The sequence below is a fragment of the Symbiobacterium terraclitae genome (assembly GCF_017874315.1).
In the GTDB taxonomy this organism is placed as follows: Bacteria; Bacillota; Sulfobacillia; order Symbiobacteriales; family Symbiobacteriaceae; genus Symbiobacterium; species Symbiobacterium terraclitae.
This window is the reverse complement of sequence record NZ_JAGGLG010000006.1, coordinates 138,161-158,362: the sequence shown is the minus strand read 5'-3', so window position 1 is coordinate 158,362 and position 20,202 is coordinate 138,161. Positions and strand designations below refer to the sequence as shown.

Annotated in this window: 24 protein-coding genes; 21 read left to right on the top strand and 3 right to left on the bottom strand. The window is 67.0% G+C overall.

The window, feature by feature from the left end:
* Positions 1-426: 426 nt before the first annotated feature.
* A complete protein-coding gene (locus J2Z79_RS05530) occupies positions 427-2,670 on the top strand; it encodes a DUF1156 domain-containing protein (RefSeq protein WP_209465863.1) in 2,244 nt (747 codons plus the stop codon).
* A gap of 47 nt (positions 2,671-2,717) precedes the next feature.
* Here J2Z79_RS05530 and J2Z79_RS05525 read toward each other — a convergent pair whose 3' ends face one another.
* Both J2Z79_RS05525 and J2Z79_RS05520 read right to left on the bottom strand, forming a co-directional pair.
* On the bottom strand, positions 2,718-3,605 hold the full coding sequence (locus J2Z79_RS05525) for a hypothetical protein (RefSeq protein ID WP_209465862.1): 888 nt from the start codon (positions 3,603-3,605) through the stop codon (positions 2,718-2,720).
* Between the two features lie 506 nt (positions 3,606-4,111).
* Positions 4,112-4,873 carry a MerR family transcriptional regulator gene (locus J2Z79_RS05520; RefSeq protein WP_209465861.1) on the bottom strand — a complete coding sequence of 254 codons (762 nt, stop codon included), beginning with the start codon at positions 4,871-4,873 and terminating at the stop codon, positions 4,112-4,114.
* A 294-nt stretch (positions 4,874-5,167) separates the two neighbouring features.
* Here J2Z79_RS05520 and J2Z79_RS05515 point away from each other — a divergent pair, with 294 nt between their 5' ends.
* The 16 genes from J2Z79_RS05515 to J2Z79_RS05440 all read left to right on the top strand — a co-directional run bounded on the left by J2Z79_RS05515 (position 5,168) and on the right by J2Z79_RS05440 (position 16,382).
* Complete coding sequence (locus tag J2Z79_RS05515) at positions 5,168-5,971, top strand: terpene cyclase/mutase family protein (RefSeq protein WP_209465860.1); 804 nt, start codon at positions 5,168-5,170, stop codon at positions 5,969-5,971.
* Positions 5,972-6,261: 290 nt separating this feature from the next.
* Positions 6,262-6,570, top strand: coding sequence for a hypothetical protein (locus J2Z79_RS05510; RefSeq protein WP_209465859.1), 309 nt, complete (start codon positions 6,262-6,264; stop codon positions 6,568-6,570).
* Positions 6,571-6,583: 13 nt separating this feature from the next.
* Positions 6,584-8,203, top strand: a complete 1,620-nt coding sequence (locus J2Z79_RS05505) for a hypothetical protein (protein ID WP_209465858.1) — start codon at positions 6,584-6,586, stop codon at positions 8,201-8,203.
* Positions 8,204-8,268: 65 nt separating this feature from the next.
* On the top strand, positions 8,269-8,580 hold the full coding sequence (locus J2Z79_RS05500) for a nucleotide pyrophosphohydrolase (protein ID WP_209465857.1): 312 nt from the start codon (positions 8,269-8,271) through the stop codon (positions 8,578-8,580).
* Between the two features lie 360 nt (positions 8,581-8,940).
* Positions 8,941-9,264 carry a YlxM family DNA-binding protein gene (gene ylxM / locus J2Z79_RS05495; protein ID WP_209465856.1) on the top strand — a complete coding sequence of 108 codons (324 nt, stop codon included), beginning with the start codon at positions 8,941-8,943 and terminating at the stop codon, positions 9,262-9,264.
* A 36-nt stretch (positions 9,265-9,300) separates the two neighbouring features.
* Positions 9,301-10,665, top strand: coding sequence for a signal recognition particle protein (gene ffh, locus J2Z79_RS05490; RefSeq protein WP_209465855.1), 1,365 nt, complete (start codon positions 9,301-9,303; stop codon positions 10,663-10,665).
* An 86-nt stretch (positions 10,666-10,751) separates the two neighbouring features.
* Positions 10,752-11,018 (top strand): 30S ribosomal protein S16, encoded by a 267-nt coding sequence (gene rpsP, locus J2Z79_RS05485; RefSeq protein ID WP_209465854.1) that lies wholly within the window; start codon positions 10,752-10,754, stop codon positions 11,016-11,018.
* A 45-nt stretch (positions 11,019-11,063) separates the two neighbouring features.
* Positions 11,064-11,294, top strand: a complete 231-nt coding sequence (locus J2Z79_RS05480; RefSeq protein WP_209465877.1) for a KH domain-containing protein — start codon at positions 11,064-11,066, stop codon at positions 11,292-11,294.
* Positions 11,291-11,698 carry a YlqD family protein gene (locus J2Z79_RS05475; RefSeq protein ID WP_209465853.1) on the top strand — a complete coding sequence of 136 codons (408 nt, stop codon included), beginning with the start codon at positions 11,291-11,293 and terminating at the stop codon, positions 11,696-11,698. Before J2Z79_RS05480 ends, J2Z79_RS05475 begins: the two co-directional genes overlap by 4 nt.
* Positions 11,698-12,222: a ribosome maturation factor RimM gene (gene rimM, locus J2Z79_RS05470; protein WP_209465852.1), complete on the top strand. Its 525-nt coding sequence runs from the start codon at positions 11,698-11,700 to the stop codon at positions 12,220-12,222. The genes J2Z79_RS05475 and rimM overlap by 1 nt, the downstream gene beginning before the upstream one ends.
* Positions 12,223-12,226: 4 nt before the next feature.
* Complete coding sequence (gene trmD, locus J2Z79_RS05465) at positions 12,227-12,973, top strand: tRNA (guanosine(37)-N1)-methyltransferase TrmD (RefSeq protein WP_209465851.1); 747 nt, start codon at positions 12,227-12,229, stop codon at positions 12,971-12,973.
* Between the two features lie 121 nt (positions 12,974-13,094).
* Positions 13,095-13,460 carry a 50S ribosomal protein L19 gene (gene rplS / locus J2Z79_RS05460; RefSeq protein WP_209465850.1) on the top strand — a complete coding sequence of 122 codons (366 nt, stop codon included), beginning with the start codon at positions 13,095-13,097 and terminating at the stop codon, positions 13,458-13,460.
* Positions 13,461-13,588: 128 nt separating this feature from the next.
* Complete coding sequence (gene lepB / locus J2Z79_RS05455; RefSeq protein ID WP_209465849.1) at positions 13,589-14,155, top strand: signal peptidase I; 567 nt, start codon at positions 13,589-13,591, stop codon at positions 14,153-14,155.
* Positions 14,156-14,168: 13 nt separating this feature from the next.
* The gene (gene ylqF / locus J2Z79_RS05450) at positions 14,169-15,035 is read left to right on the top strand and encodes a ribosome biogenesis GTPase YlqF (protein ID WP_342589421.1); all 867 of its coding nucleotides are present in this window, start codon (positions 14,169-14,171) and stop codon (positions 15,033-15,035) included.
* A gap of 207 nt (positions 15,036-15,242) precedes the next feature.
* The gene (locus J2Z79_RS05445; protein ID WP_209465848.1) at positions 15,243-16,025 is read left to right on the top strand and encodes a ribonuclease HII; all 783 of its coding nucleotides are present in this window, start codon (positions 15,243-15,245) and stop codon (positions 16,023-16,025) included.
* Positions 16,026-16,382 carry a YraN family protein gene (locus J2Z79_RS05440; protein WP_209465847.1) on the top strand — a complete coding sequence of 119 codons (357 nt, stop codon included), beginning with the start codon at positions 16,026-16,028 and terminating at the stop codon, positions 16,380-16,382. It abuts the gene before it with no gap.
* 54 nt (positions 16,383-16,436) lie between these two features.
* On the opposite strand, the gene J2Z79_RS05435 is transcribed toward J2Z79_RS05440, so the two are convergent.
* A complete protein-coding gene (locus J2Z79_RS05435) occupies positions 16,437-17,252 on the bottom strand; it encodes a DUF3794 domain-containing protein (protein WP_209465846.1) in 816 nt (271 codons plus the stop codon).
* A 302-nt stretch (positions 17,253-17,554) separates the two neighbouring features.
* On the opposite strand from J2Z79_RS05435, the gene J2Z79_RS05430 reads away from it, so the two are divergent.
* From J2Z79_RS05430 to J2Z79_RS05415, 4 genes are all read left to right on the top strand, one after another.
* Positions 17,555-19,237 (top strand): YifB family Mg chelatase-like AAA ATPase, encoded by a 1,683-nt coding sequence (locus tag J2Z79_RS05430; protein ID WP_342589420.1) that lies wholly within the window; start codon positions 17,555-17,557, stop codon positions 19,235-19,237.
* A 40-nt stretch (positions 19,238-19,277) separates the two neighbouring features.
* Positions 19,278-19,526, top strand: coding sequence for a hypothetical protein (locus J2Z79_RS05425; protein ID WP_209465845.1), 249 nt, complete (start codon positions 19,278-19,280; stop codon positions 19,524-19,526).
* Between the two features lie 67 nt (positions 19,527-19,593).
* Complete coding sequence (locus J2Z79_RS05420; RefSeq protein WP_209465844.1) at positions 19,594-19,908, top strand: hypothetical protein; 315 nt, start codon at positions 19,594-19,596, stop codon at positions 19,906-19,908.
* A 19-nt stretch (positions 19,909-19,927) separates the two neighbouring features.
* Positions 19,928-20,191, top strand: coding sequence for a sulfurtransferase TusA family protein (locus J2Z79_RS05415; protein WP_209465843.1), 264 nt, complete (start codon positions 19,928-19,930; stop codon positions 20,189-20,191).
* Positions 20,192-20,202 lie beyond the last annotated feature (11 nt).

Here is a 20,202-nt window from a genome sequence, read left to right as displayed (position 1 = left end):
TCATACGGTCGATACGTCTTCTTGCTCATGCTGAAGACATTGGACACCGAACCCTTTTGCTCCTACAGAACTGGCTTACTCAGACAGGCTCCTAGGTAAGAAGTGGTCATTCGGAAAACCCTTAGCGATGTCATGTTCCACATGGCCGTTTCTGGGACGTGGAGGTCATCGGGCGTGGGAGTCGGTTCGAAACCTGATGGCAAAGACTGTAGCGTAGGCCAGCGAGCCGCCCCCCGACTGGGGCAGCACCGTCTCCAGCCAGGAAAAGACTATGAACTACGCGTACGTTTTCTGACATCCCGGACGGAACAGACGACCATCGCTAGCCAGTTCTTACCGGGCGTAGGAAGCGGACCGTCACACGCAGACAGGGTATTTGAGTCGGCTGCGAGAATCACTGTGGCAAAAGGGGGACGAAGCGCCACCATGACCTCCGCTATCGAACGTGACTTTCCGATCGAGCACATCAACCGTTTGGCCAAGGTTGAGAGCTACCGAAAGAACATCTATCGTCCTGTGTACCATATGCACAAATGGTGGGCCAAACGCCTTGGAAGCGTTTTCCGTGCGACTGTTTTGGGGTCCCTGCTTCCCGAGGATTCCGACGTGTGGGGGCAGTATTACATCGGATGCGATTTCACGGGCAAGGTCGTTCTTGACCCGTTCATGGGGTCGGGCACGACCCTAGGCGAAGCCTTGCGGCTGGGAGCTAAGGTTATTGGCCAGGACATCAACCCGGTAGCATGGTTCCAGGTCCGGAAGGCTTTCGAGGATGTTGCACTGGTAGACTTGGACCGTGCGTTTGAATACCTAGCGTCTCATGTTGCTCCGAAGATTACCCGCTTCTACAAGACCCAGTGCGGCAAATGTGGCAGTAATGAAGCCGACGTCATGTACACGTTTTGGGTCAAGGAACTCCCTTGCCCCGCCTGCGGGACTGTTACTCCCCTGTTTCCGACGCGAGTTTTTTCCAAAGCCGTCTATGCGGCCAAAGATCCCCGTGGGCATTCCTCCTGCCCAAAGTGCGGTGAGGTAAACGCCCTGCCGGATGTTCGTCACAAGATCGCACAATGTGGTTCCTGCCATCATATGTACAACCCGCATGAAGGTACGGCGACTCAGTCCTCCTTCAAGTGCCAGAATCCAGTCTGTGGCAAGACACACAGGATCATCGACGTAGTTCGGAAGCTGGAGAAAGTCCCCACTCATCGGATGTATGCCCTTGACTACCGTTGTGATAGGTGCGGATACCGAGACTACAAAGCTCCTAGCGAAGCTGACCTGAGGTTGTACGAAGAAGCGAGCAGGCTGTTGGTTGAGGAGGAGCATCTCGTCCCGGATGTCGCCATCGAAGACGGGTACAACACCCGACAGATCCTCAACTTCAACTATCGCCTATGGCGGGACTGCTTCAACCCTCGGCAACTCTACTGCCTCTCCACGCTGCTCCACGGGATCTTAGACCTACCCCCGCACGTAGCCACAGATAATGTGAAGGAACTCTTTGTTCTATTGTTCAGTGCCACTCTCGAGTTCAACAACATGTTCACTAGCTTCAAGGGTAGAGGTACGGGTGCTGTTCGGCATATGTTCAGCCACCACGTTCTGGCTCCTGAGAAGGTGCCGCTGGAGAACAATCTGTGGGGAACACCGGACTCCTCTGGAGCCTTTTCGACGCTGTTCTACTCCAAACTGCGGAAGGGCAAGGAATGGTGCCAGTATCCGAGTGAACGGCTGATCAATGACGAGGGTGAGAAGAGCGTTGTTTATCCTCCGCTAGACAAGCCGCTTCGAGCGCGCTTCGCCCGAACGTGGGATGACCTGGTGAACACCGACGCTAACGCTTTGGTACGGTGTGCTTCGTCAACCCGCCTGGAAGGAATTCCCGACGGTTCCGTCGATGCAGTGATTACCGACCCGCCATACTTCGATAACGTCAACTATTCGGAACTGGCGGACTTCTTCTATGCTTGGCTTCGGTTGGCCTTGAAGGGCCGTTACCCTGAGTTTGAGGAACCGACCACCCGGCGTGCCGAAGAGGCCATTGTCAACTCCGCCCAAGGAAAGGACGCGGCATTCTATTCGGATGTGATGACGAGGGTGTTCAAGGAAGCCCACCGGGTGCTCAAGGACGACGGCGTTCTGGTCTTTACGTTCCACCATGCCGACGAAAGAGCGTGGGTTAGCGTTGCTGAGGCGATCATCGATGCAGGGTTCAAGTGCGTGGCCGCATGGCCGGTGCAGGGGGAGATGAGCGTTGGGGTCCCGTTGCTAGGGAAGAACTCTATCGAGCATGACATCATGTTGGTCTGCAAGAAGGTAACTCCCAACGATGTCACGACCAGTGAAGCAGAATGGGAAGAAGTACTTCGGACCATTCTTGATGAAAGTACGGCTCTGTTTGACCGGCTGGTTAGCAGTAACCCTGATGCCCCGGCAGGCGACTTGGTCGTTATCGCAGAAGGAGTATGCTTGAAGCACTACAGCCAGCTGCGAACCGCGATCAGGAAGTCTGGACAGCCACTGGATGCTGCTACTGCTGTTGGAGACGTGGCTAGAGCCGTCTTGGACCGCTTGGTTAAGGCTAAGGCTAGGGCTGAGGCCAACGCCAATACCAACGCCAACGCTAAAGCCGAAGTCGCAGCCCTTCCCAGCGCCTCGGCAGACTAACAGAACAACGAAAAACGGGTCGGTCGTCATGACCGCCCCGTTTGTGCTTATTGGATCTCAACCGGTACTCGGAACTTGCCGCGTCTACCCTGCTGACGTTCCTTGGGAGTGGGGAACGGGTCGGTTACTTCGGCGGCACCCTTATACGTAGAGAGGTCGCTGTCTTGGTAGCAGTAGAACGTGTTGAACTCCTTACCGTCTGTTCCGGCGAGGGTACGCTTGATGGTACAGATTCGGCGAAGCCGACCGTCTACCCTTTCGAGATCTGGCGCCGGATGGATTAGCGAAGGTGTCCTGTCCAACCAGTCCACCCCAAGCGGATTCGGGAAGATTAGCATCGGCCGATTGCGAATCGCACCTTCGCCGTAGCTACCGACATCAGTTTGCTTGTCACGGGGAGCAACGATCTGCTTGTAGAGGTCAACGTCGGTGTTCAGTGCGGCACCGTCGCACAGTGTGAGGGCAGTCACGATGGTGTTCTTCTTGTCGGCGGCTGCCTCGGTGGAAACGAACAGGTAGAAGCAACGAACCATGAACGCTCTGTCGTTCTTGTCGTAGAGATAGACGTGGCTGGAAGGCGGGGTGGAATTATAGTCCATTCCGGTTGCCCTCGCGACGACCCCGTTCCTGCCCCGCTCGACCTTCTTGACCTCGATAGCGAGCGCCTTGTTGAGGTCTTGCAGGTCACTCTCCTTCCAGGTTCCCTGCAGCACAGAGCTGTCGAGGATAGCCAAGTCAGGGCTGGTAATGGAACCGGCCTTGAAGCACTCAACGCCTTTGATAGCCCCCGTGATTAGTTCACTGATGTGCTCGTCCAGCGGGTCGGACTGGGTGTTCGCCTTCTCACGTAGGAAAAACGGAATCGGCTTACCTTGAGCATCAAAGAATGCAGCGTGAAGCACCCCGAACACCTTAACAGCCAAGTCGCCTTCCATGTGCCTATCACGGCTCCCATGCATGGAGTGCGTTTACCAGTTTAATGTTTCAACGGGCAGCGTATTGTTCCTTCAACCGGGATTCGGCTGAGTCAGCGGTTTCTACCGGCGATCCTGGCCTATCGCGATAACGTGGCTGATAGTACCAGAAGAACAAGGGACGCTCCGGCGATCAACAGGAGCATCGGACTCCACATCATGTCGGTCACTTCACATGCGGTAGCTTTCTGGCTACTTAGGGCACGTTCGCCTTCGCTCCTTTGGTTACAACCGACGCCCTCCGCTGCGAACGCGAGGCGGCAATATGCGGGCTCCCAGGCCCCCCCTGCGCGGGGGTCCTCCCTGCTTGCCTACCCAGTACTCGGTTAGGCTGGTTGCGCCTCGCCGCAGCGATCGGGAGAATACGGCCGCCGGCGTGGGCGGCGGGCTGCACCTGGCCGCAGCCGCGACGCGGGAGCGCACCGCCTGCCCGTACCGGCAGACGGGGCGCCCCCTGCAAGCGGCTGTTACCTGCCTTTCCGCCGGTCGCAGTAGATCCGCATGGCGTCCCGCAGGAAGCGGGCCAGGCCGGGCCTGGTCTTGTCGATGTTCTTCGTGAACCGCTCGTCCTGCACGTACATCTCACCCAGGCCCCGGAAGACCTCCAGCGAGCAGGAGTAGTACCACTTGTTGATGTGCTCGTGCCAGCGGCCGACCCACTCCTGGACCGCCTCGTCGCCGGGGTCCCGGTCCATGAGGTTCGCGATGTTCACGTAGATCTCGCCGGCCTCTGCCTTGATCTTCTCCCAGTCCGCCCGGGTGTACTTCCGGGTGCGCTCCATGGACTCTGCAAACTCGCGGCCGCCGCCCCAGCGCTGCCGGGCCTCGTCCTCGTACTCGCTCGGGTCGAAGCCGTCGAACAACTGCTTCATCTCTTCCCTCGTCATCGGGGCATCCTCCTTCTCAATGCTCTCCAGCGTCCGGTCGATCGTGTGGATCAGCCGGTCGATGCGTTCCCGTCGCTGCTGCAGGGCGGCCCTGTGGGCCAGCAGGGCCTTCCGGCGATCGAAGTCGGGGCTGTCGATGATCTCCCTGATCTCCTTGAGGCCGAAGCCCAGCTCGCGGAAGAACAGGATCTGCTGCAGCCGCTCCAGGTCTTGCTGGGAGTAGAGCCGATAGCCGGAGGCCGACTGCCCGGCCGGCTTCAGGAGCCCGATCTGGTCGTAGTGGTGCAGGGCCCGGATGCTGATGCCGGCCAGGTCGGCCACCGCCTTCACCGTCAGCGCCATCTGCTCACCTCCTGACGGTAGGATAAACCCTCACGTCGCGTGAGGGTCAACACCCAGATTCGCCTTTTCTGCGCGCGTTGGACTCCGCTCCCGCGCCTCGCCGTCGGGTGCCTGCGGCCCGCAGCACAGCGCGAAACCTACCGCACATTTGTTCCGTCTGTTACAGTTGGAAGGATCCGCCACCGTTTCGGTGCAGCGGGCGTCACTGCCCGGCGGCGCAGCCGGCTTCCGGGCGCGGCGACTCGCTGACGGTGGGGTCTGGACCGACCACAACGGACAAGGTGGGATGAGGCTGTGGACAGGCAGGATACCCTGGCACTCGAGTACATTCTCCAACACGGTACGACATGGGAGCAGTGGCGGGCGAAGCGGCTGACGGGGTCCGCGGAGCCGCCCCCGGCCGGTTGGGCGGAGCGGCAGAACCCGGACGGCGGCTGGCGGAGCCGGGAGTTCAACAGCCCCGTCTCCAACATGGGCTCCACGAGCGTCAGCCTGATGCGGATGATCTGGAGCGGGCTGGCCGACACGCCGGAGTGCCGGGCCACGGTAGCGTTCCTGCGGCGGACGCAGCAGGAGGATGGGCGGTGGACGGAGGATCCCGCACAGTACGGCGCGAACCCGCCCGAGTGGAACCGGCCCGGCGACCTGCACGTGGACCTCTGGGAGACCGCCAACAACGCGGCCTGCCTGTGTGCACTGGGACTGGCCGGCGACCCGGTCACCGAGAGGGCCGTCGCCTGGATGGAGGCCAACCGGCGGGAGGACGGGCGTTTCCCCGGTTACCTGTCCACCACGCACGCGATGGCGGCCGTCTACCACATGCGGGGACAGGCGCGCGCGGCGGAGAGGTACCTTGACGATTCGCTGCGGTTCCTGCGGCAGTACCGACATGAGCCGTGGTTCGATGTGATGGACCTTACCTGGGCCCTGATCCTGTGGGGGCTCGCAGGGCTCGACACCCGGGCGGAGGCCGTGCGGGCCTACCGGGACGAGCTGCTGCAGCGGCGGGGAGCCGAAGGCGTATGGACCAGCCGCTATCCGGGGTGCGACGCGCAGTATACGCTGGAGGCGCTGGAGATTCTGAAGGCGCTGAGCTGATGAGTGCCCGGCGACATGAGCTGGGGTGAACGGGCAGCGACCAGGGAGCGTGATCCCCCTGGTCGCTGCGTGTGACGGGCGGCCGTCGCCGAAGCGGGTCAAGCCGTGGCGCCGAAGGGCCGCGCGAAGCGGACAGGCCTCCGGGGCCAGAAGGTTCCGGCCGCGGCGAGAACCAGATCGGCGTTCGTCTGAGTCATACTCATTGACGGTCCCCGCTGAAGGGGTTCCCCGCACCGGGACGTCTTACGAGTATGTACCGCCGCACTGCGGCCCCGAGGAGGTTGAACTGCATGGCCCGGCTGGACGCACTCCTGTTCCAGCATGTCGCCCCGCTGCGCGCCGGTGCGGTCGCGCTGCCGGAGGGCGGTGTGCTCTTCGCAGACGGCTGCTTCGAGGACTTCCTTCGCGAGGGCCGGGTGGCGGCCGACGCCGAGGGGCCGCCCGGGCTCTCCGCGGGCGCGGACTGGGAGGAGCTGCGCACGGCCTGGCGGCGGGTTCTGCCCCTGGAGACCGTGTCGTACGAGGGGTGGCTCGCCGAGCTTCAGACATACGCCAACCTGGACTGGAGCGGCCTTGACGCCCTGGGCATCAACCTGTAGCGGAGGGGTGCAGATGCAGGACCTGATCTTCCCGGCAGTGGGCCGGTGGGTGGGCGCCCAGCGGGAATGGGACAACCTGGTGGCCGAGCTCAGGCACGAGCTGCCCGAGCGGCTGGCCGAGCACCTGATCAGGCGGGCCGAGGCGAGGGCACAGGAGTCCAACTGGGCCTTCGTCAAGCCGCTCGCGCGCCGCTTCAAGGAGATCGAGCACGCACGCAAGAAGGAGACCAAGCACCCCGGGCACAAGGAGGAGCTGAAGGCCCTGCGCAAGCGGCTGGTGCTGATGAACCCAGCCGCCATCGCCCGCGACCTGGCGGCGGGCCTGACCCCGCCTGACCTCAGCGACTACAACCAGATCGTCGCAGACCTGGCGCGCGCCGTGCCGCACCCGGGCATCGCCCGGCGGTACGCCCTGCCGCCCCAGGCCCTGCGCGCCCTGGCCGACCAGATCGCCGCCGCCGGCCGGCCGGTGGCGCAGGCGCTGAGCGAGCACGCGCAGAACATGCGGCTGTACGCGGACCTGGTCGCCCGGCTGCGGTCCCAGCCGCTGATCCAGAAGGGCGCCCGCATCATCGGCAGCGCCGTGGCGTCGGCGCTGGAGCCGCTGGTGGGCCGCGAGACGGCCGCCCAGCTGCTGGGCGTCGACCGGTCGCTGGACCGCGTGGCGAAGGAGGTGGAGACGGGCTGGGCCGCCTTCCAGCGGGAGTACGCCGAGTTCGTCCCCGAGCGGCAGCGGCGGTTCCAGTTGATCTACCTGAGCCTGGTGGGAGGCCTGTTCCTGCGGGTGCAGCGCGACCTGAGGCGCCTGGGCTGCGAGCTGGACGCCGACGCCCAGGGCAACTGCCGGGTGGTGCCCACGGCCGAGCGGCAGGCGCGGCTCCGGCAGCACCTGCGGGCGGCCCTGCCCCCGATCCGGGAGCTGCTGGACGCGGGCCAGGCCGCCGAGGCCGAAGCCAGGGCAGCGAGGCTGGTGGCGCAGGTGGTCACCGACCCGGTGGCCGCCCGCACGCCGGTGGACGGCAAGTCGGTGGGTTACCTGGCCTACGCCGTCCACCTCAGCGCCTTGCTGGCCCGGGCGAGGGAGGCCTGGGGCGAGGGGCGGCCCGAAGAGGCCGCCGCCATCTGGCGACAGGTCTTCACCGAGTACCCCTGCCTGGTGGCCGACGCCGACCTGCACCCGGTGCCCGGCGAGCCCCTGCCGCTGGTGACGGCCGGCTTCCGCCTGGCCGCCTACGCCGAATGGCTGCGCCAGTCCCAGCGCGGGGCCGAGGCGGACGCCCTGCTCCTGGCCCAGGTCCGGTTCGTGGAGCGGGTGGCGCAGCTGAACCCCGAGCTCTGCCTGCCCGGCGAGTCGCTTTCGCCCGAGATGCAGGAGTGGGCGGCCACGCTCTCCGCCTACCTGCGCCGGTCCGTCGCGGATCCCCACGTCCTGGATCTGCCTGAGCGGCCGCTGCCGCTTACGCGCTACCCCAGGGTGCTGCGCCGCTTCCGGGAGGCTGTGGGCGAGAGCCTGGAGGTCTCGCCGCTGGACCGCTACCTGCGCGGGCGGGTCAACCTGATTCGCGGGGCCGCCGCAGCCGCCGCCACAGGCGGCGTGGGGCTGTTGGCGACCCTGGCCTGGCTGCTGCTGTAGCTCCGCCCCTGTTGGGGCCGGGAGCGGCGTGTGGCGCAGCCCCGCTCTGCTCGGGAGGTGAGCGCATGGATTTGCGGGAAGTGCAGCGGGAGGTCGACCGCTGGATCGCTCCCTTCGGCTACTGGGATCCGCTGGCCAACCTCGCCCGGCTGACGGAAGAGGTGGGCGAGCTGGCCCGCGAGGTCAACCACCGGTGGGGGCCGAAGACGAAGAAGCCGACGGAGGACACGGGGGATGTGGCCCTGGAGCTGGGCGACATTCTCTTCGTCGTGGCAGCCATGGCCAACCAGATGAACATCGACCTCGAGGAGGCGTTTGGCCGGGTACTGGCCAAGTACCGGGAGCGGGACGCAGATCGCTGGAAGCGGCAACCTTAGGCGTGGCCCCGCAGTCAAGATCAGACAGACTCAGCTTGGAGGTGCATATGGGGCGCTTCTGGGATGTGTTCAACACGGTGGCCGGGTAGCTCGCGTTCGTTGCTTTTGTGGCCGGCAGTGTCTGGGTCTTTCGGCTGGAAACGAGAGTGAGGCGCCTGGAGTCTCGCAAGGACCGACGGCCCAAGGATTGAGGGAGTTGTGGGCGCACTGCCAGGCACCGGCCAACGCCCTGAGGGATCTCCGCACGATGTCAATACGAACCCCTTGACAGGCGCGGTCGGGCCGCCTATACTCAAACAGGCGACGGCGCTGTCAAGGGGAATTCCTTGACAGGGGATCACGCCGGAGGGGGCGGCTTCGATGAAGGATATTCCACGGATCGCCCTGCTCTTTGATTTCTACGGCCCGCTGCTCACGGAGCGGCAGCAGGAGCTGATCCGGGCCTACTACCTCGAGGACCTCTCGCTCGCCGAGATCGCGGACGCCGACGGCGTGAGCCGGCAGGCCGTGCACGAGCTGATCCGGCGGTCGGAGGCGGCGCTGCAGGAGTACGAGCAGCGGCTGGGCTTCGTGGCCGAGCACCTGCGGCGCAAGGAGCTGCTGGCCGAACTCGCGGCGGCCCTGGACCGGGATGACCTCGCCGCCGCCCGCCGCACGCTGGCGGCCCTGCAGGCGGAAGCATGATGCCAACCCTTCTATATAAGAAAGGGTGGGAAGCGCTTGTTTGAATCCCTTCAAGAACGCCTTCAGGAGGCGTTCAAACGGCTCAGGGGCAAGGGTAAGCTGACGGAGTCTGACGTGACCGAGGCGCTGCGGGAGGTGCGGCTCGCCCTCCTGGAGGCCGACGTCAACTTCAAGGTGGTCAAGTCGTTCATCGCCCGGGTGAAGGAGCGGGCCGTGGGCCAGGAGGTCCTCGAGACGCTGAACCCGGCGCAGATGGTCATAAAGATCGTCTACGAGGAACTGGTCACGCTGATGGGCGGCGCCAACGTCGGCCTCACCATGGCCGACCGGCCGCCGACGATCATCATGCTCTGCGGCCTGCAGGGCGCCGGCAAGACCACGCACGCGGCCAAGCTGGCGCTCAGGCTGAAGAAGGAGGGGAAGAAGCCTCTCCTGGTGGCCGCCGACGTCTACCGCCCGGCCGCCATCAAGCAGCTGCAGGTGCTGGGCGAGCAGGTGGGCGTGCCGGTCTACGCCGAGGGCGACCAGGTGAGCCCGGTGGACATCGCCCAGCGAGCCTTCGACTACGCCGCACAGGAGCGGCGCGACGTGATCATCGTCGACACGGCGGGCCGGCTCACGATCGACGAGGAGCTGATGGAGGAGCTCCGGCAGATCAAGGAGCGCCTGAAGCCCCACGACACCCTGCTGGTGATCGACGCAATGATCGGCCAGGACGCGGTGACGACGGCCGAGCACTTCCACGGCAAGCTGGGAATCGACGGCGTCATCCTGACCAAACTGGACGGCGACACCCGCGGCGGCGCTGCGCTTTCGGTGCGCGAGGTGACCGGGCGGCCGATCAAGTTCGTCGGCGTCGGCGAGAAGCTGGACGCGCTGGAGCCCTTCCACCCCGACCGGATGGCCTCCCGCATCCTGGGCATGGGCGACGTGCTGACGCTCATCGAGAAGGCCCAGGAGCAGGTGGACCGCAAGCAGGCCGAGGAAATGACCAGGAAGATGCTGAAGGCGCAGTTCGACTTCGAGGACTTCCTGGAGCAGATGCGGGCCATGCGGCGCATGGGGCCCCTGCAGGACATCCTGAAGCTGCTGCCCGGCGTCGGGGCCCAGCTGAAGGACATCAACATCGACGAGAAAGAGCTCAAGCACATCGAGGCGATGATCCTCTCCATGACGCCGAAGGAGCGGCGCAACCCCGACATCATCAACGTGCGCCGCCGGGAGCGCATCGCCAAGGGCTCCGGCCGGCCGATCGCCGAGGTGCACCGGCTGATCAAGCAGTTCGAGCAGGCCCGGAAGATGATGAAGCAACTCGGCGGTCTGGAGAAGATGATGAAGCGAGGCGGCAAGATGCCCCGGCTTCCGGGCGGGGGCTTCGGCGGGCTCTTCGGCCGCCGCTAGGACAGTGCGGTGCTCCATCCCTCCCGTCCGGGACGGGATGTGCACAGATAGATTGGGCTGTGAACACTCAAGGAGGATGAACCAGAATGGCTCTCAAGATTCGCCTGAAGCGGATGGGTATGAAGAAGGCTCCGTTCTACCGGCTCGTCGTCGCCGAGTCCACCTCGCCCCGCGACGGCCGGTTCGTGGAGGAGATCGGCTACTACGACCCGACCAAGCAGCCGGCCGTGCTGAAGGTTGACGAGGAGAAGGCGCTGAACTGGCTGCTGAAGGGCGCCACCCCCACCGATACCGCCCGCTCGCTGCTCTCCCAGGCCGGCGTGATGAAGAGGCTGGACGAGGCGAAGAAGTAAGGGGCGAGGACGACCCACCCCAGAACAGGGGGTTGTTGCTTCATGCTGGAGCGGCTCGTAGAGATCCTGGTGAAGGGGCTCGTGGAACACCCGGATCAGGTCAAAATCACGGCGGTGGAATCCCCCCGGTCCGTCACGCTTGAGGTCCGCGTGGCCGACAGCGATATGGGCAAGGTGATCGGACGGCAGGGGCGGGTCGCTAAGGCGATTCGCACGGTGGTCAAGGCGGCCGCCGTGAAGGATGGCCGCCGAGTAATGGTGGAGTTCATGTCATGAGCTTGCAGATCTTGCGTCCCGTCACGATCAAGGCGCGGGTGACCGACGGCCTCAAGGCCCGGCTGACCGCGGAGCTGAACGCGGCGATCCAGCAGCTGGACGCCGAGATGAACGAGCTGGAGAGCCAGGTCAAGCGCGCCCAGCTGACCGCCTCCATCAGCCCGCAGCAGCAGATGCAGCTGCGGCAGCTGGTGGAGCAGGAGCGGGCGGTGCGCGCCGAGAAGAAGGCGCAGCTCCAGCAGGAGATCAGCCACATCCAGTCGCTGCCGCTGGGGTCTGAGGTCGTGCAGGGCACGGTGCAGGCGATTGCCACCGTGGGCGTCGGCGACAACCTCGAGGCCGTCATGGCGACCGAGATCGTGGTTGAGGACGGAAAGGTGATTGCGATCCGGGGTGAGGCGTAGTGGCCCAGCGGTCCAGTACCGAGCTGGTCCGGATCGGGCAGGTGACCGCGCCCCACGGGGTGCGGGGGGCGGTGCGGGTCTTTCCCGTCACCGACTTCCCCGAGCGGTTCACCACCCTCCGGCGGGTGTTGCTGGACGGTCCGGAGCGGCCGGCGGGGGTTCGGTTCCGCGGCTTCGTCAAGAACCTGGTGATCCTGGAGATCGAGGGCATCACCGACCGGAACAAGGCCGAGACGCTGCGCGGCGTGAACCTGCTGGTCCCGCGCGCCGAGGCGTACCCGCTGCCCGAGGGCTATTACTACGACTTCGACCTGATCGGCCTGGACGTGGTGGACACCCGGGGCACCCTTCTGGGGCGGGTGGTCGAGGTGGACCACAACAGCCCGGTGCACGATCTCTACGTGGTGGAGACGGCGCCCGGGAAGCGGTACATGGTTCCCGCCGTGCGCCAGTTCGTCAAGGAGATCGACCTCGAGGCCGGCCGCCTGGTGATCGACCCGATCCCCGGCCTGCTGGAGGACTAGCCCGATGCTGATCCAGCTTCTCACGATCCACCCGGCCATCGTGGCGCCGGTCTTCCGCGAGTCGATCCTCGGCCGCGCCAACGAGGCGGGGATCATCGACCTCAGGGTGGTCAACATCCGCGACCACGCCCTGAGCAAGCACCAGCAGACCGACGACTACCCCTACGGGGGTGGGGCCGGCCTGCTGATGAAGCCGGAGCCGGTCTTCGCCGCGGTGCGCTGGGCGGCGGGGCGCGGCCCCGCAGGCGCCCGGCCGCCGCGCATCATCCTCATGGACCCGCAGGGGCGCCGCTTCGACCAGCGGCTGGCCGAGGAGCTGGCGCAGGAGGATCACCTGATCCTCGTCTGCGGCCGCTACGAGGGGTTCGATGAGCGCATCCGGGCCCTGGCCACCGACGAGATCTCCATCGGCGACTACGTGCTGATGGGCGGCGAGCTGGCCGCCCTGGTCGTGGTGGAGGCGGTGGCCCGTCTGATCCCGGGCGTGCTGGGGGACCTGGAGTCCAGCGTCGCCGAGTCGCACACCTCCGGCCTGCTGGAGGGGCCGCAGTACACCCGCCCCGTCGAGTTCGAGGGGATGCGGGTGCCGGAGATCCTCCTGTCGGGCAACCACGGCGCCATCGAGCGGTGGCGGCGGGAGCAGGCGCTGCGCCGCACGCTGGAGCGGCGGCCGGACCTGCTGGAGACTGCTGACCTCACGCCGGCCGAACGGGCCCTCGTGGCGGAGTGGCGCCGGGCACAGGAACGTTGATGTTGCCAGGGGCAACCTGCCCTGGTATAATGGTTTGCGTGTAATCACGGACGGTCCGCTGCCGGCCCGCTTGCTACGCTCGGAAGCACCGGTACGAACGTCACGTACAAGGGGTGAAATCATGCCTGACATTATCAAGGAGATCGAGCGCGAGTACCTCCGCAATGATATCCCCGCCTTCCGGCCTGGCGACACCGTCCGGGTGAACGTGAAGGTCATCGAGGGTTCCCGTGAGCGCATCCAGGCCTTCGAGGGCGTCGTCATCAAGCGGCAGGGCTCGGGGGTGAACGAGACGTTCACCGTCCGGCGCATCTCGTACGGCGTCGGCGTCGAGCGCACGTTCCCCGTCCACAGCCCGCGCCTGGCCTCCATCGAGGTCGTCCGCCGCGGCGTCGTCCGCCGAGCGAAGCTGTACTACCTGCGGAACCTGACCGGCAAGGCCGCCCGTATCCGGGAGCGTCGGGTTGCCCGGCCGGAAGAGGCCTGATCCGGGTTCAAAAGCGCATCGCTCCGCTCGACACCCTCACCGGGTTGAGCGGAGCGTTCCACTATAGGGCGCAGGCGCGGGGGCAGACCCCGCACCCACATCGGAATCCGACGGGGAGGAGAGGCTAGATGGCGGAAGTCTCGGAAGAGAGACCGGCCGTCAAGCGGAAGTCGCCCGTGCGTGAGCTGCTGGAAACCCTGGTTCTGGCCCTGCTGTTCGCCTTCGTAATCCGCACCTTCGTGGTGGAGGTCTACCAGGTGTCGGGCAGTTCGATGACCAACACGCTTCACGACCACGAGCGGGTGCTGGTGAACAAGTTCATCTACCGGTTGCGCGACCCGCAGCCCGGTGACATCGTCGTCTTCCGTTACCCGCGCCAGCCGGAGCGGGACTTCATCAAGCGGGTGGTGGCGGTGGCCGGCGACACCGTGGAGATGCGCGGCGGCGAGGTGTACGTCAACGGCGTGCGCTTCCCCGAGGTGAGCACCGTCCGCATGAGCGCCGGCGATTTCGGTCCGTACGTGGTGCCGGAGGACTCGGTCTTCGTCCTGGGCGACAACCGGTCCAACAGCGAGGACAGCAGGTACTTCGGCGAGGTGCCCCTGGAGAACATCCGGGGCCTCGCATTCGCCCGCATCTGGCCGCTTACGGAGATCGGCGGTCTCACCTCCCCGGCACAGGGAGACCGCTCGTAAGGGAGGGAGCCCCGTGCCGGTGATTCAGTGGTTCCCCGGCCATATGGCCAAGGCGCGGCGCATCCTGCAGGAGAACGCACCGCTGGTGGACGTGGTCCTGGAGATCGTCGATGCCCGCTGCCCGCTGGCCAGCCGGAACCCCGACCTGATGCGGCTGGTGGCCCACAAGCCGCAGGTGCTGATCTTGAACAAGGCCGACCTGGCTGACCCCGCCGCTACCTCCGAGTGGGTGCGGCGGCTGAACGAACCGGGCCGGCCTGCTGTCGCGCTGGACGCGGTGAAGGGAACCGGCGCCCGGGAGGTGCTGGCCGCCGTGCGCAGGGCGTTCGCCCCGGTTCTGGCGGCCTGGACGGCCAAGGGCCGAAAGCCCCGCCCTGCGCGGGTCATGGCGGTCGGCATCCCCAACGTCGGCAAGTCGTCGGTCATCAACCGGCTCGTGGGGGCTCGCCGCGCAGCGGTGGGCGACCGCCCCGGGGTGACCCGGGGCAAGCAGTGGATCCGCATCGGCGCCGACGTCGAGTTGCTGGACATGCCGGGCATCCTGGTGCCCAAGTTCGAGGACCAGCGGGACGGCCTGCTGCTGGCGGCCATCGGCTCGATCAAGGACGAGGTCTTCGACCGGCGGGACGTCGCCGGCGAGCTGCTGACGCTGATCTGGGAGCCGCTGGGTCCGGCCCTGGCGGAGCGGTTCGGGCTCACCCGGCTGGACCCGGATCCAGAGGCGAACCTGGAGGCGGTGTGTCGCCACCGGGGGATCCTGCGCGCCGGCGAACAGGTGGACGTGGATGCGGCCGCGGCGCTGGTGCTGCGCGAGTTCCGCGAGGGGCGGCTCGGGCGCGTGACGCTCCAGCCCCCGCCGCCTGCAGATGCGAAACTGTGATATTACGAGTACACAAGGAAATCCCTACACGTCCAATAATGAGGGAGGATTTTTCACACAACCCGCCGAAACTCACACTTGTGATTTCAACTGCAAACTGTGCTGAAGGCCTAAAGGGGTACGGCTGGCGAGTTGCGGCCGGGCTGAAGCAGTCAAGAGGGTGAGGGGTGACCACAGGTGAAGAGATTCATCCTGAAGAGGATGAGCTTGAAGCGTTTGCAAGCACTGATGGCGGAGCAGGGCCCCGATATCTACCCCGACATCATTGCCGCCCTGGCCGACGATCCGCGCGAAGGTGCGCAGAAGCTCGTACGCCAGTGCCGTACTCACCTGGAGGAGCGTGACCGGCGCCGCACCCAGCTGCATCGTATGTACAGCTACGAGCGGCAGCTCTGGTCGATGGGGTACCGCAACGTGGCCGGAGTCGACGAGGTGGGGCGGGGGCCGCTGGCGGGGCCGGTGGTGGCTGCGGCGGTGATTCTGCCGGGGGAGGTGGAGCTGCCGGGCATCGACGAGGTGAAGCGGCTGTCGCACCGGCGGCGCCAGGAGCTGTACGGGCACATCCGCGCGACGGCGGTGGCCGTCGGCGTGGGCATGGTGCAGCCTGAGGGCATCGACGAGGCCAGCGTGGTCGTGGCGACGTACAAGGCGCTGCGCAAGGCCGTGGCCGACCTGCCCGTCACGCCGGACTACCTGCTGATCGACGGCGTGCACCTGCCCGGCGTCACGCAGCCGCAGGTCCCCGTGGTGGGCGGCGACGCGCTCTCCTGTTCCATCGCAGCCGCCGCGGTGGTGGCCAAGGTGGTGCGGGACGAGTACATGATCGAGATGGACGCCAAGTACCCAGAATACGGGTTCGCGCACCACAAGGGTTACGGCACCGCGGAGCACAGGCTCGCCCTCGAGCGGTACGGCCCGTGTCCGCTGCACCGGAAGCCCGCCGAGGGCGGCACCTCCGTCGGTGCGCCCCTGCTCTTCACGGAGGGCTAGGTGAGCACGCGGGTCGGCCAGGAGGGGGAGGACGCGGCGGCCGCGTACCTCGCCTCGCTGGGCTACCGGATCGTCGCCCGGAACGTGCGCTTCCGGGCCGGCGAGATCGACCTGGTGGCGGAGGACGGGGGCGTCCTGGTGTTCGTGGAGGTCAAGACCCGTCGGGGCCGCGGCTTCGGCTCGCCTGCGGAGGCGGTCACGGCGGAAAAGCGCCGGCGCCTTGTGCGCCTGGCGTCGCTCTACCTGGCCCGCCGGGGCGGTCCGGTGCCGCCGTGCCGCTTCGACGTGGTCTCGGTGGAGCCCGGACCCGACGGACGCTACCGGTGCGAGGTCATCAAGGGTGCGTTCGGTGCGTAGCGAAAGGGCATAACAGGAGCCGTCCGGCACGGACCGGGCGGCTCCTTTCGCGCACTAGCTGATCACGGTACCGCCTGTGGTGGTGACGTCCGAAACCATGTTGTTCGCCGCGCCGGCCTGGCCCGTCACCTGCACCTGCGTACCCTGAAGGCTCACGATCGCGTTCATGGGCGGAACCGTCGTGGGGATGCCCGGATTGAGCACGCCGGGGAAGATCAGCGTCGGACCGACGAACGTGCCGGGCAGGAGCCCGGGCTTCGCCCGCGGGATCGTGCCGTTGCCGCCGGGGAAGAAGCCCGTGGAGCGCCGCTGCGGGCAGAGCATGGCGCCGTTGTTGTTGCCGTTGCCGTTGACGACGACCCCCGTGGTACTCGCGCCCATGCCGTTACCTAGCGTGTCGGTGACCACGTCGCGCACCACCTTCACGCAGAGGAAGATGATCGACTTGTCGACAAGTGACCGGAAGGCGCCGTTGGGCTGGATGTCGGCCGGCTCCTCCTTTTCGCCTTCCACGAACGCTTGAAGCACGACGCACTTGTCACCGGGCTGCGCGCCCGGTACAGGGATCAGGGCGTTGAAGGTGATCTCGACGTCGAGGTCCACCACGGGGCCGCTCACCGTTCGCGTGATGCCCGTGCAGCCCTGCACCGTGCCGGGGATGGGGAAGCCTCCGCTCGCCTGCTTGAACATGATGTCCTTGCGCAGGCGACCGTCGACGATCACCTTGTCGAAGACGACCAGACAATTGTCGATGATGACCGTCTTTGCGATCTGCTTGATTTCCTCGGCGTCTGCACCCAGCTGGATCGTTTGGCAGAGCAGCTGCTGCACGTTGCCGGAACCCACCACTTGTTCGACTTCAAACGCCATCGGCCTCCCTCCTGTGCCGTCCGCGTCAGGTCACGGCGGTCCGCTACCAGCCTATGTTTACATAACGACGGTGGTCACCCTCGACGCACGGGGGCGCTTGCGAAGTGCACATGCGCCGAGGCGCCCCTCCTGCGACACCCGGCGGTGCCTTCCATCTGGGGTTCACCCGGCATCCGCCGCCCCTGCCGTGTCACCCGAGATCGGTCCAGAGGGCAAAAGGAGTAAAATAACAGGAATGGCACGGATTGACAGAACACTCGCGGCCTGGCATGATGATGGTGAGGCGAACAAGTGTTGGCGGGGTGGGAACGGTGTTCGTGCGGGTGTGGAGCTTTGCCCTGCAGGGGATCGACGCGGTGCCGGTGGCGGTGGAGGTCGACGTGAGCCCCGGACTCCCTGCCTTCGAGATCGTGGGGCTGCCGGACGCGGCCGTGCGCGAGGCCCGGGAGCGCGTGCGTGCGGCCATCCGCAACGGGGGCTGGCCCTTCCCGCTGCAGCGGATCACCGTCAACCTGGCTCCGGCGCACACGCGCAAAGAGGGGGCCGGCTTCGACGCCGCCATCGCCGTGGGTGTGCTGGCCGCATCCGGCGCCTTCGACCCCGCCGCACTCGAGGGCGTGGCGGTGGCCGGCGAGCTGGCGCTGGACGGCGCCCTCCGCCCGGTCCGGGGCGCCCTGGCCATGGCCCTGGCGGCGCAGCAGGGCCTCCGGCTCATCCTCCCGCCGGAGAGCGCGGCGGAGGCGGCAGCGCTGTGTCGCGGGCACTCCGGGCCGCCCGGGGCGGCTCCCGACCCGGCGGGAGGGCATGCGCACCCGGTCGATGGCCGGGCCGCCGGCAGCGCTCTGGCGCCCGTCCTCTCCGCCCCACACCTGTCCGATCTGGTGGCCCACCTGCGGGGCGAGCGGCATCTGGCCGTGCCCGAGCCGGCCGCACCGGCCGAGGGCGGCGGCGAGCCGGACGGCGACCTGGCGCTGGTGCGCGGCCAGGCGGTGGCCCGCCGCGCCCTAGAGGTGGCGGCGGCCGGGGGCCACAACCTCCTGATGGTGGGCCCGCCCGGGGCCGGCAAGAGCCTGCTGGCGCGCTGCCTCCCCACGGTCCTGCCGCCGCTGGATGACGCCGAGTCGCTGGAGGTCAGCCGCATCTACAGCGTCGCGGGCGAGCTGTCGGGCGGCGGGCTGATGCGCCGCAGGCCCTTCCGGGCGCCCCATCACTCCGCCTCCCGGGCGGCGCTGCTCGGCGGCGGCACCCCGATCCGGCCGGGGGAGGTCACGCTGGCCCACCGGGGCGTCCTCTTCCTGGACGAGCTGCCCGAGTTCCGGCGCGACGTGCTGGAGGCGCTGCGCCAGCCCCTGGAGGACGGTGTCGTCCGGCTGGCCCGGGCGAGCGGCCACGTCGCCTTCCCCGCCCGGCCCATGCTCGTCGCCGCGGCCAACCCCTGCCCCTGCGGGCACCTGGGCGACCCCGTGCGGGCCTGCACCTGCTCCGCGTCCGCGGTGCACCTCTACCGCGGCAGGCTCTCCGGCCCGATGCTGGACCGGTTCGACTTGCAGCTCTTCCTGCAGCCCGTCGACTACGAGCAGTACCGTTCCACCGCCGCAGCCGAGCCCTCCGCGGCGGTGCGTGAGCGGGTCCTGGCCGCGCGGGAGCGGCAGCGGCGCAGGCTGGCCGGATCGGGCTGCAGCACCAACGCCGAGATGGGTCCGGCGCTGCTGCGCCGCTTCTGCCGGCTTCCCGCGGGCGGAGAGGCGTTGATGCGGGAGGCGATGGATCGGTTCGGCCTCACCCTGCGCGGGCACGACCGCGTCCTGCGGGTGGCCCGCACCCTGGCGGACCTCGACGGCCAGGACGCCATCGGTCTCGCCCACCTGGCAGAAGCCCTGCAGTACCGCGTGGCCGGAGCGGAGCCCGTCCCCGCCGGCGGGATGCAGGCGCAGCCCTCCCGGGACCGGGTTGGGCGGCGGCTCCCTGCGCATGCTAACGCCTGACCGCGCCCAGCGGTCAGCCCGAGCGGGGGGAGGGAGAGCGATGGCGAAGAAGGAAGGACAGCCGGTCCACGAGGGGCCGATGGCCGACCGCCGGGGAACCGGTTGGCGGGAGGATGCCGCCAAGCTGGAGGCCCGGGACCAGGAGCGGCTGGAGAACCCGATGAAGACGGCGCCCGACAACCTGACCAGCGTCGACAAGGCACACGGGATCAGGGCGAAGTCCGACGAGGGCACCGTCTACGGGCAGACGGGCGCAGCAGGTGGCGATGGCGTCAGGGGCGAAGATTAGCCCGACGACCGGTGGGGGAGGCAGGCGCCGCCGGCCTCCCCCGCGCTGTGGGACGGGGGGTGTGCGAGTGCAGACGGCCGAGATCCGGGAGCTCCTGGCGGCCACCGGCCAGGAGATCTGCGACGCCGATGGCCGGGTGATCGGATACGCGGCCCAGCCGGCCCGCTTCAAGCTGAACCGGCCGCATCTGGCGCGGGGCGGCTTTCTGGTGGTGGTGCGCGACGAGGCGACCGGCGAGTACATCGGCACGGAGTTCGACGCGCTGCCGCATCCCCGCACCGAGAAGCTCTACCCCGCCGGCCACTCGGAGCAGGTCTGGCGCACGGCCGACTTCGAGGAGGCGGTGCGGCTGGTTCAGGAGAGTCTGTCGCAGCCGGAGTAGCAACGGAGGAGGATGCCCCATGACGCCAACTGGCCCCGACGCGCTGCCGCAGCCGGACCGCATCATCGACCTGCGCGGCGATGTCTGCCCCATTACCTTCGCCAAGACCAAGATCGCCCTCGAGGAGATGGAGGTGGGCCAGGTCCTGCTCGTCCGGCTGGATTACGAGCCGGCCACCCGGAACGTGCCCCGCAGCGCCCAGATGTACGGCGACGAGGTGCTGGCGGTGCGCGCCGCGGGCGAGGGCGAGTGGGAAGTCGTGCTGCGCAAGCGGGTGGAGTAGCCGCCGGACTG

Coding starts and splice junctions, on each gene's coding strand:
- J2Z79_RS05525 (WP_209465862.1), bottom strand. CDS start 3,605: ATGGAAGGCGACTTGGCTGTTAAGGTGTTCGGGGTGCTTCACGCTGCA.
- ylxM (WP_209465856.1), top strand. CDS start 8,941: ATGAAGGATATTCCACGGATCGCCCTGCTCTTTGATTTCTACGGCCCG.
- J2Z79_RS05510 (WP_209465859.1), top strand. CDS start 6,262: ATGGCCCGGCTGGACGCACTCCTGTTCCAGCATGTCGCCCCGCTGCGC.
- J2Z79_RS05530 (WP_209465863.1), top strand. CDS start 427: ATGACCTCCGCTATCGAACGTGACTTTCCGATCGAGCACATCAACCGT.
- J2Z79_RS05415 (WP_209465843.1), top strand. CDS start 19,928: ATGACGCCAACTGGCCCCGACGCGCTGCCGCAGCCGGACCGCATCATC.
- J2Z79_RS05500 (WP_209465857.1), top strand. CDS start 8,269: ATGGATTTGCGGGAAGTGCAGCGGGAGGTCGACCGCTGGATCGCTCCC.
- J2Z79_RS05505 (WP_209465858.1), top strand. CDS start 6,584: ATGCAGGACCTGATCTTCCCGGCAGTGGGCCGGTGGGTGGGCGCCCAG.
- rpsP (WP_209465854.1), top strand. CDS start 10,752: ATGGCTCTCAAGATTCGCCTGAAGCGGATGGGTATGAAGAAGGCTCCG.
- J2Z79_RS05520 (WP_209465861.1), bottom strand. CDS start 4,873: ATGGCGCTGACGGTGAAGGCGGTGGCCGACCTGGCCGGCATCAGCATC.
- J2Z79_RS05425 (WP_209465845.1), top strand. CDS start 19,278: ATGGCGAAGAAGGAAGGACAGCCGGTCCACGAGGGGCCGATGGCCGAC.
- lepB (WP_209465849.1), top strand. CDS start 13,589: ATGGCGGAAGTCTCGGAAGAGAGACCGGCCGTCAAGCGGAAGTCGCCC.
- J2Z79_RS05435 (WP_209465846.1), bottom strand. CDS start 17,252: ATGGCGTTTGAAGTCGAACAAGTGGTGGGTTCCGGCAACGTGCAGCAG.
- J2Z79_RS05475 (WP_209465853.1), top strand. CDS start 11,291: ATGAGCTTGCAGATCTTGCGTCCCGTCACGATCAAGGCGCGGGTGACC.
- rplS (WP_209465850.1), top strand. CDS start 13,095: ATGCCTGACATTATCAAGGAGATCGAGCGCGAGTACCTCCGCAATGAT.
- trmD (WP_209465851.1), top strand. CDS start 12,227: ATGCTGATCCAGCTTCTCACGATCCACCCGGCCATCGTGGCGCCGGTC.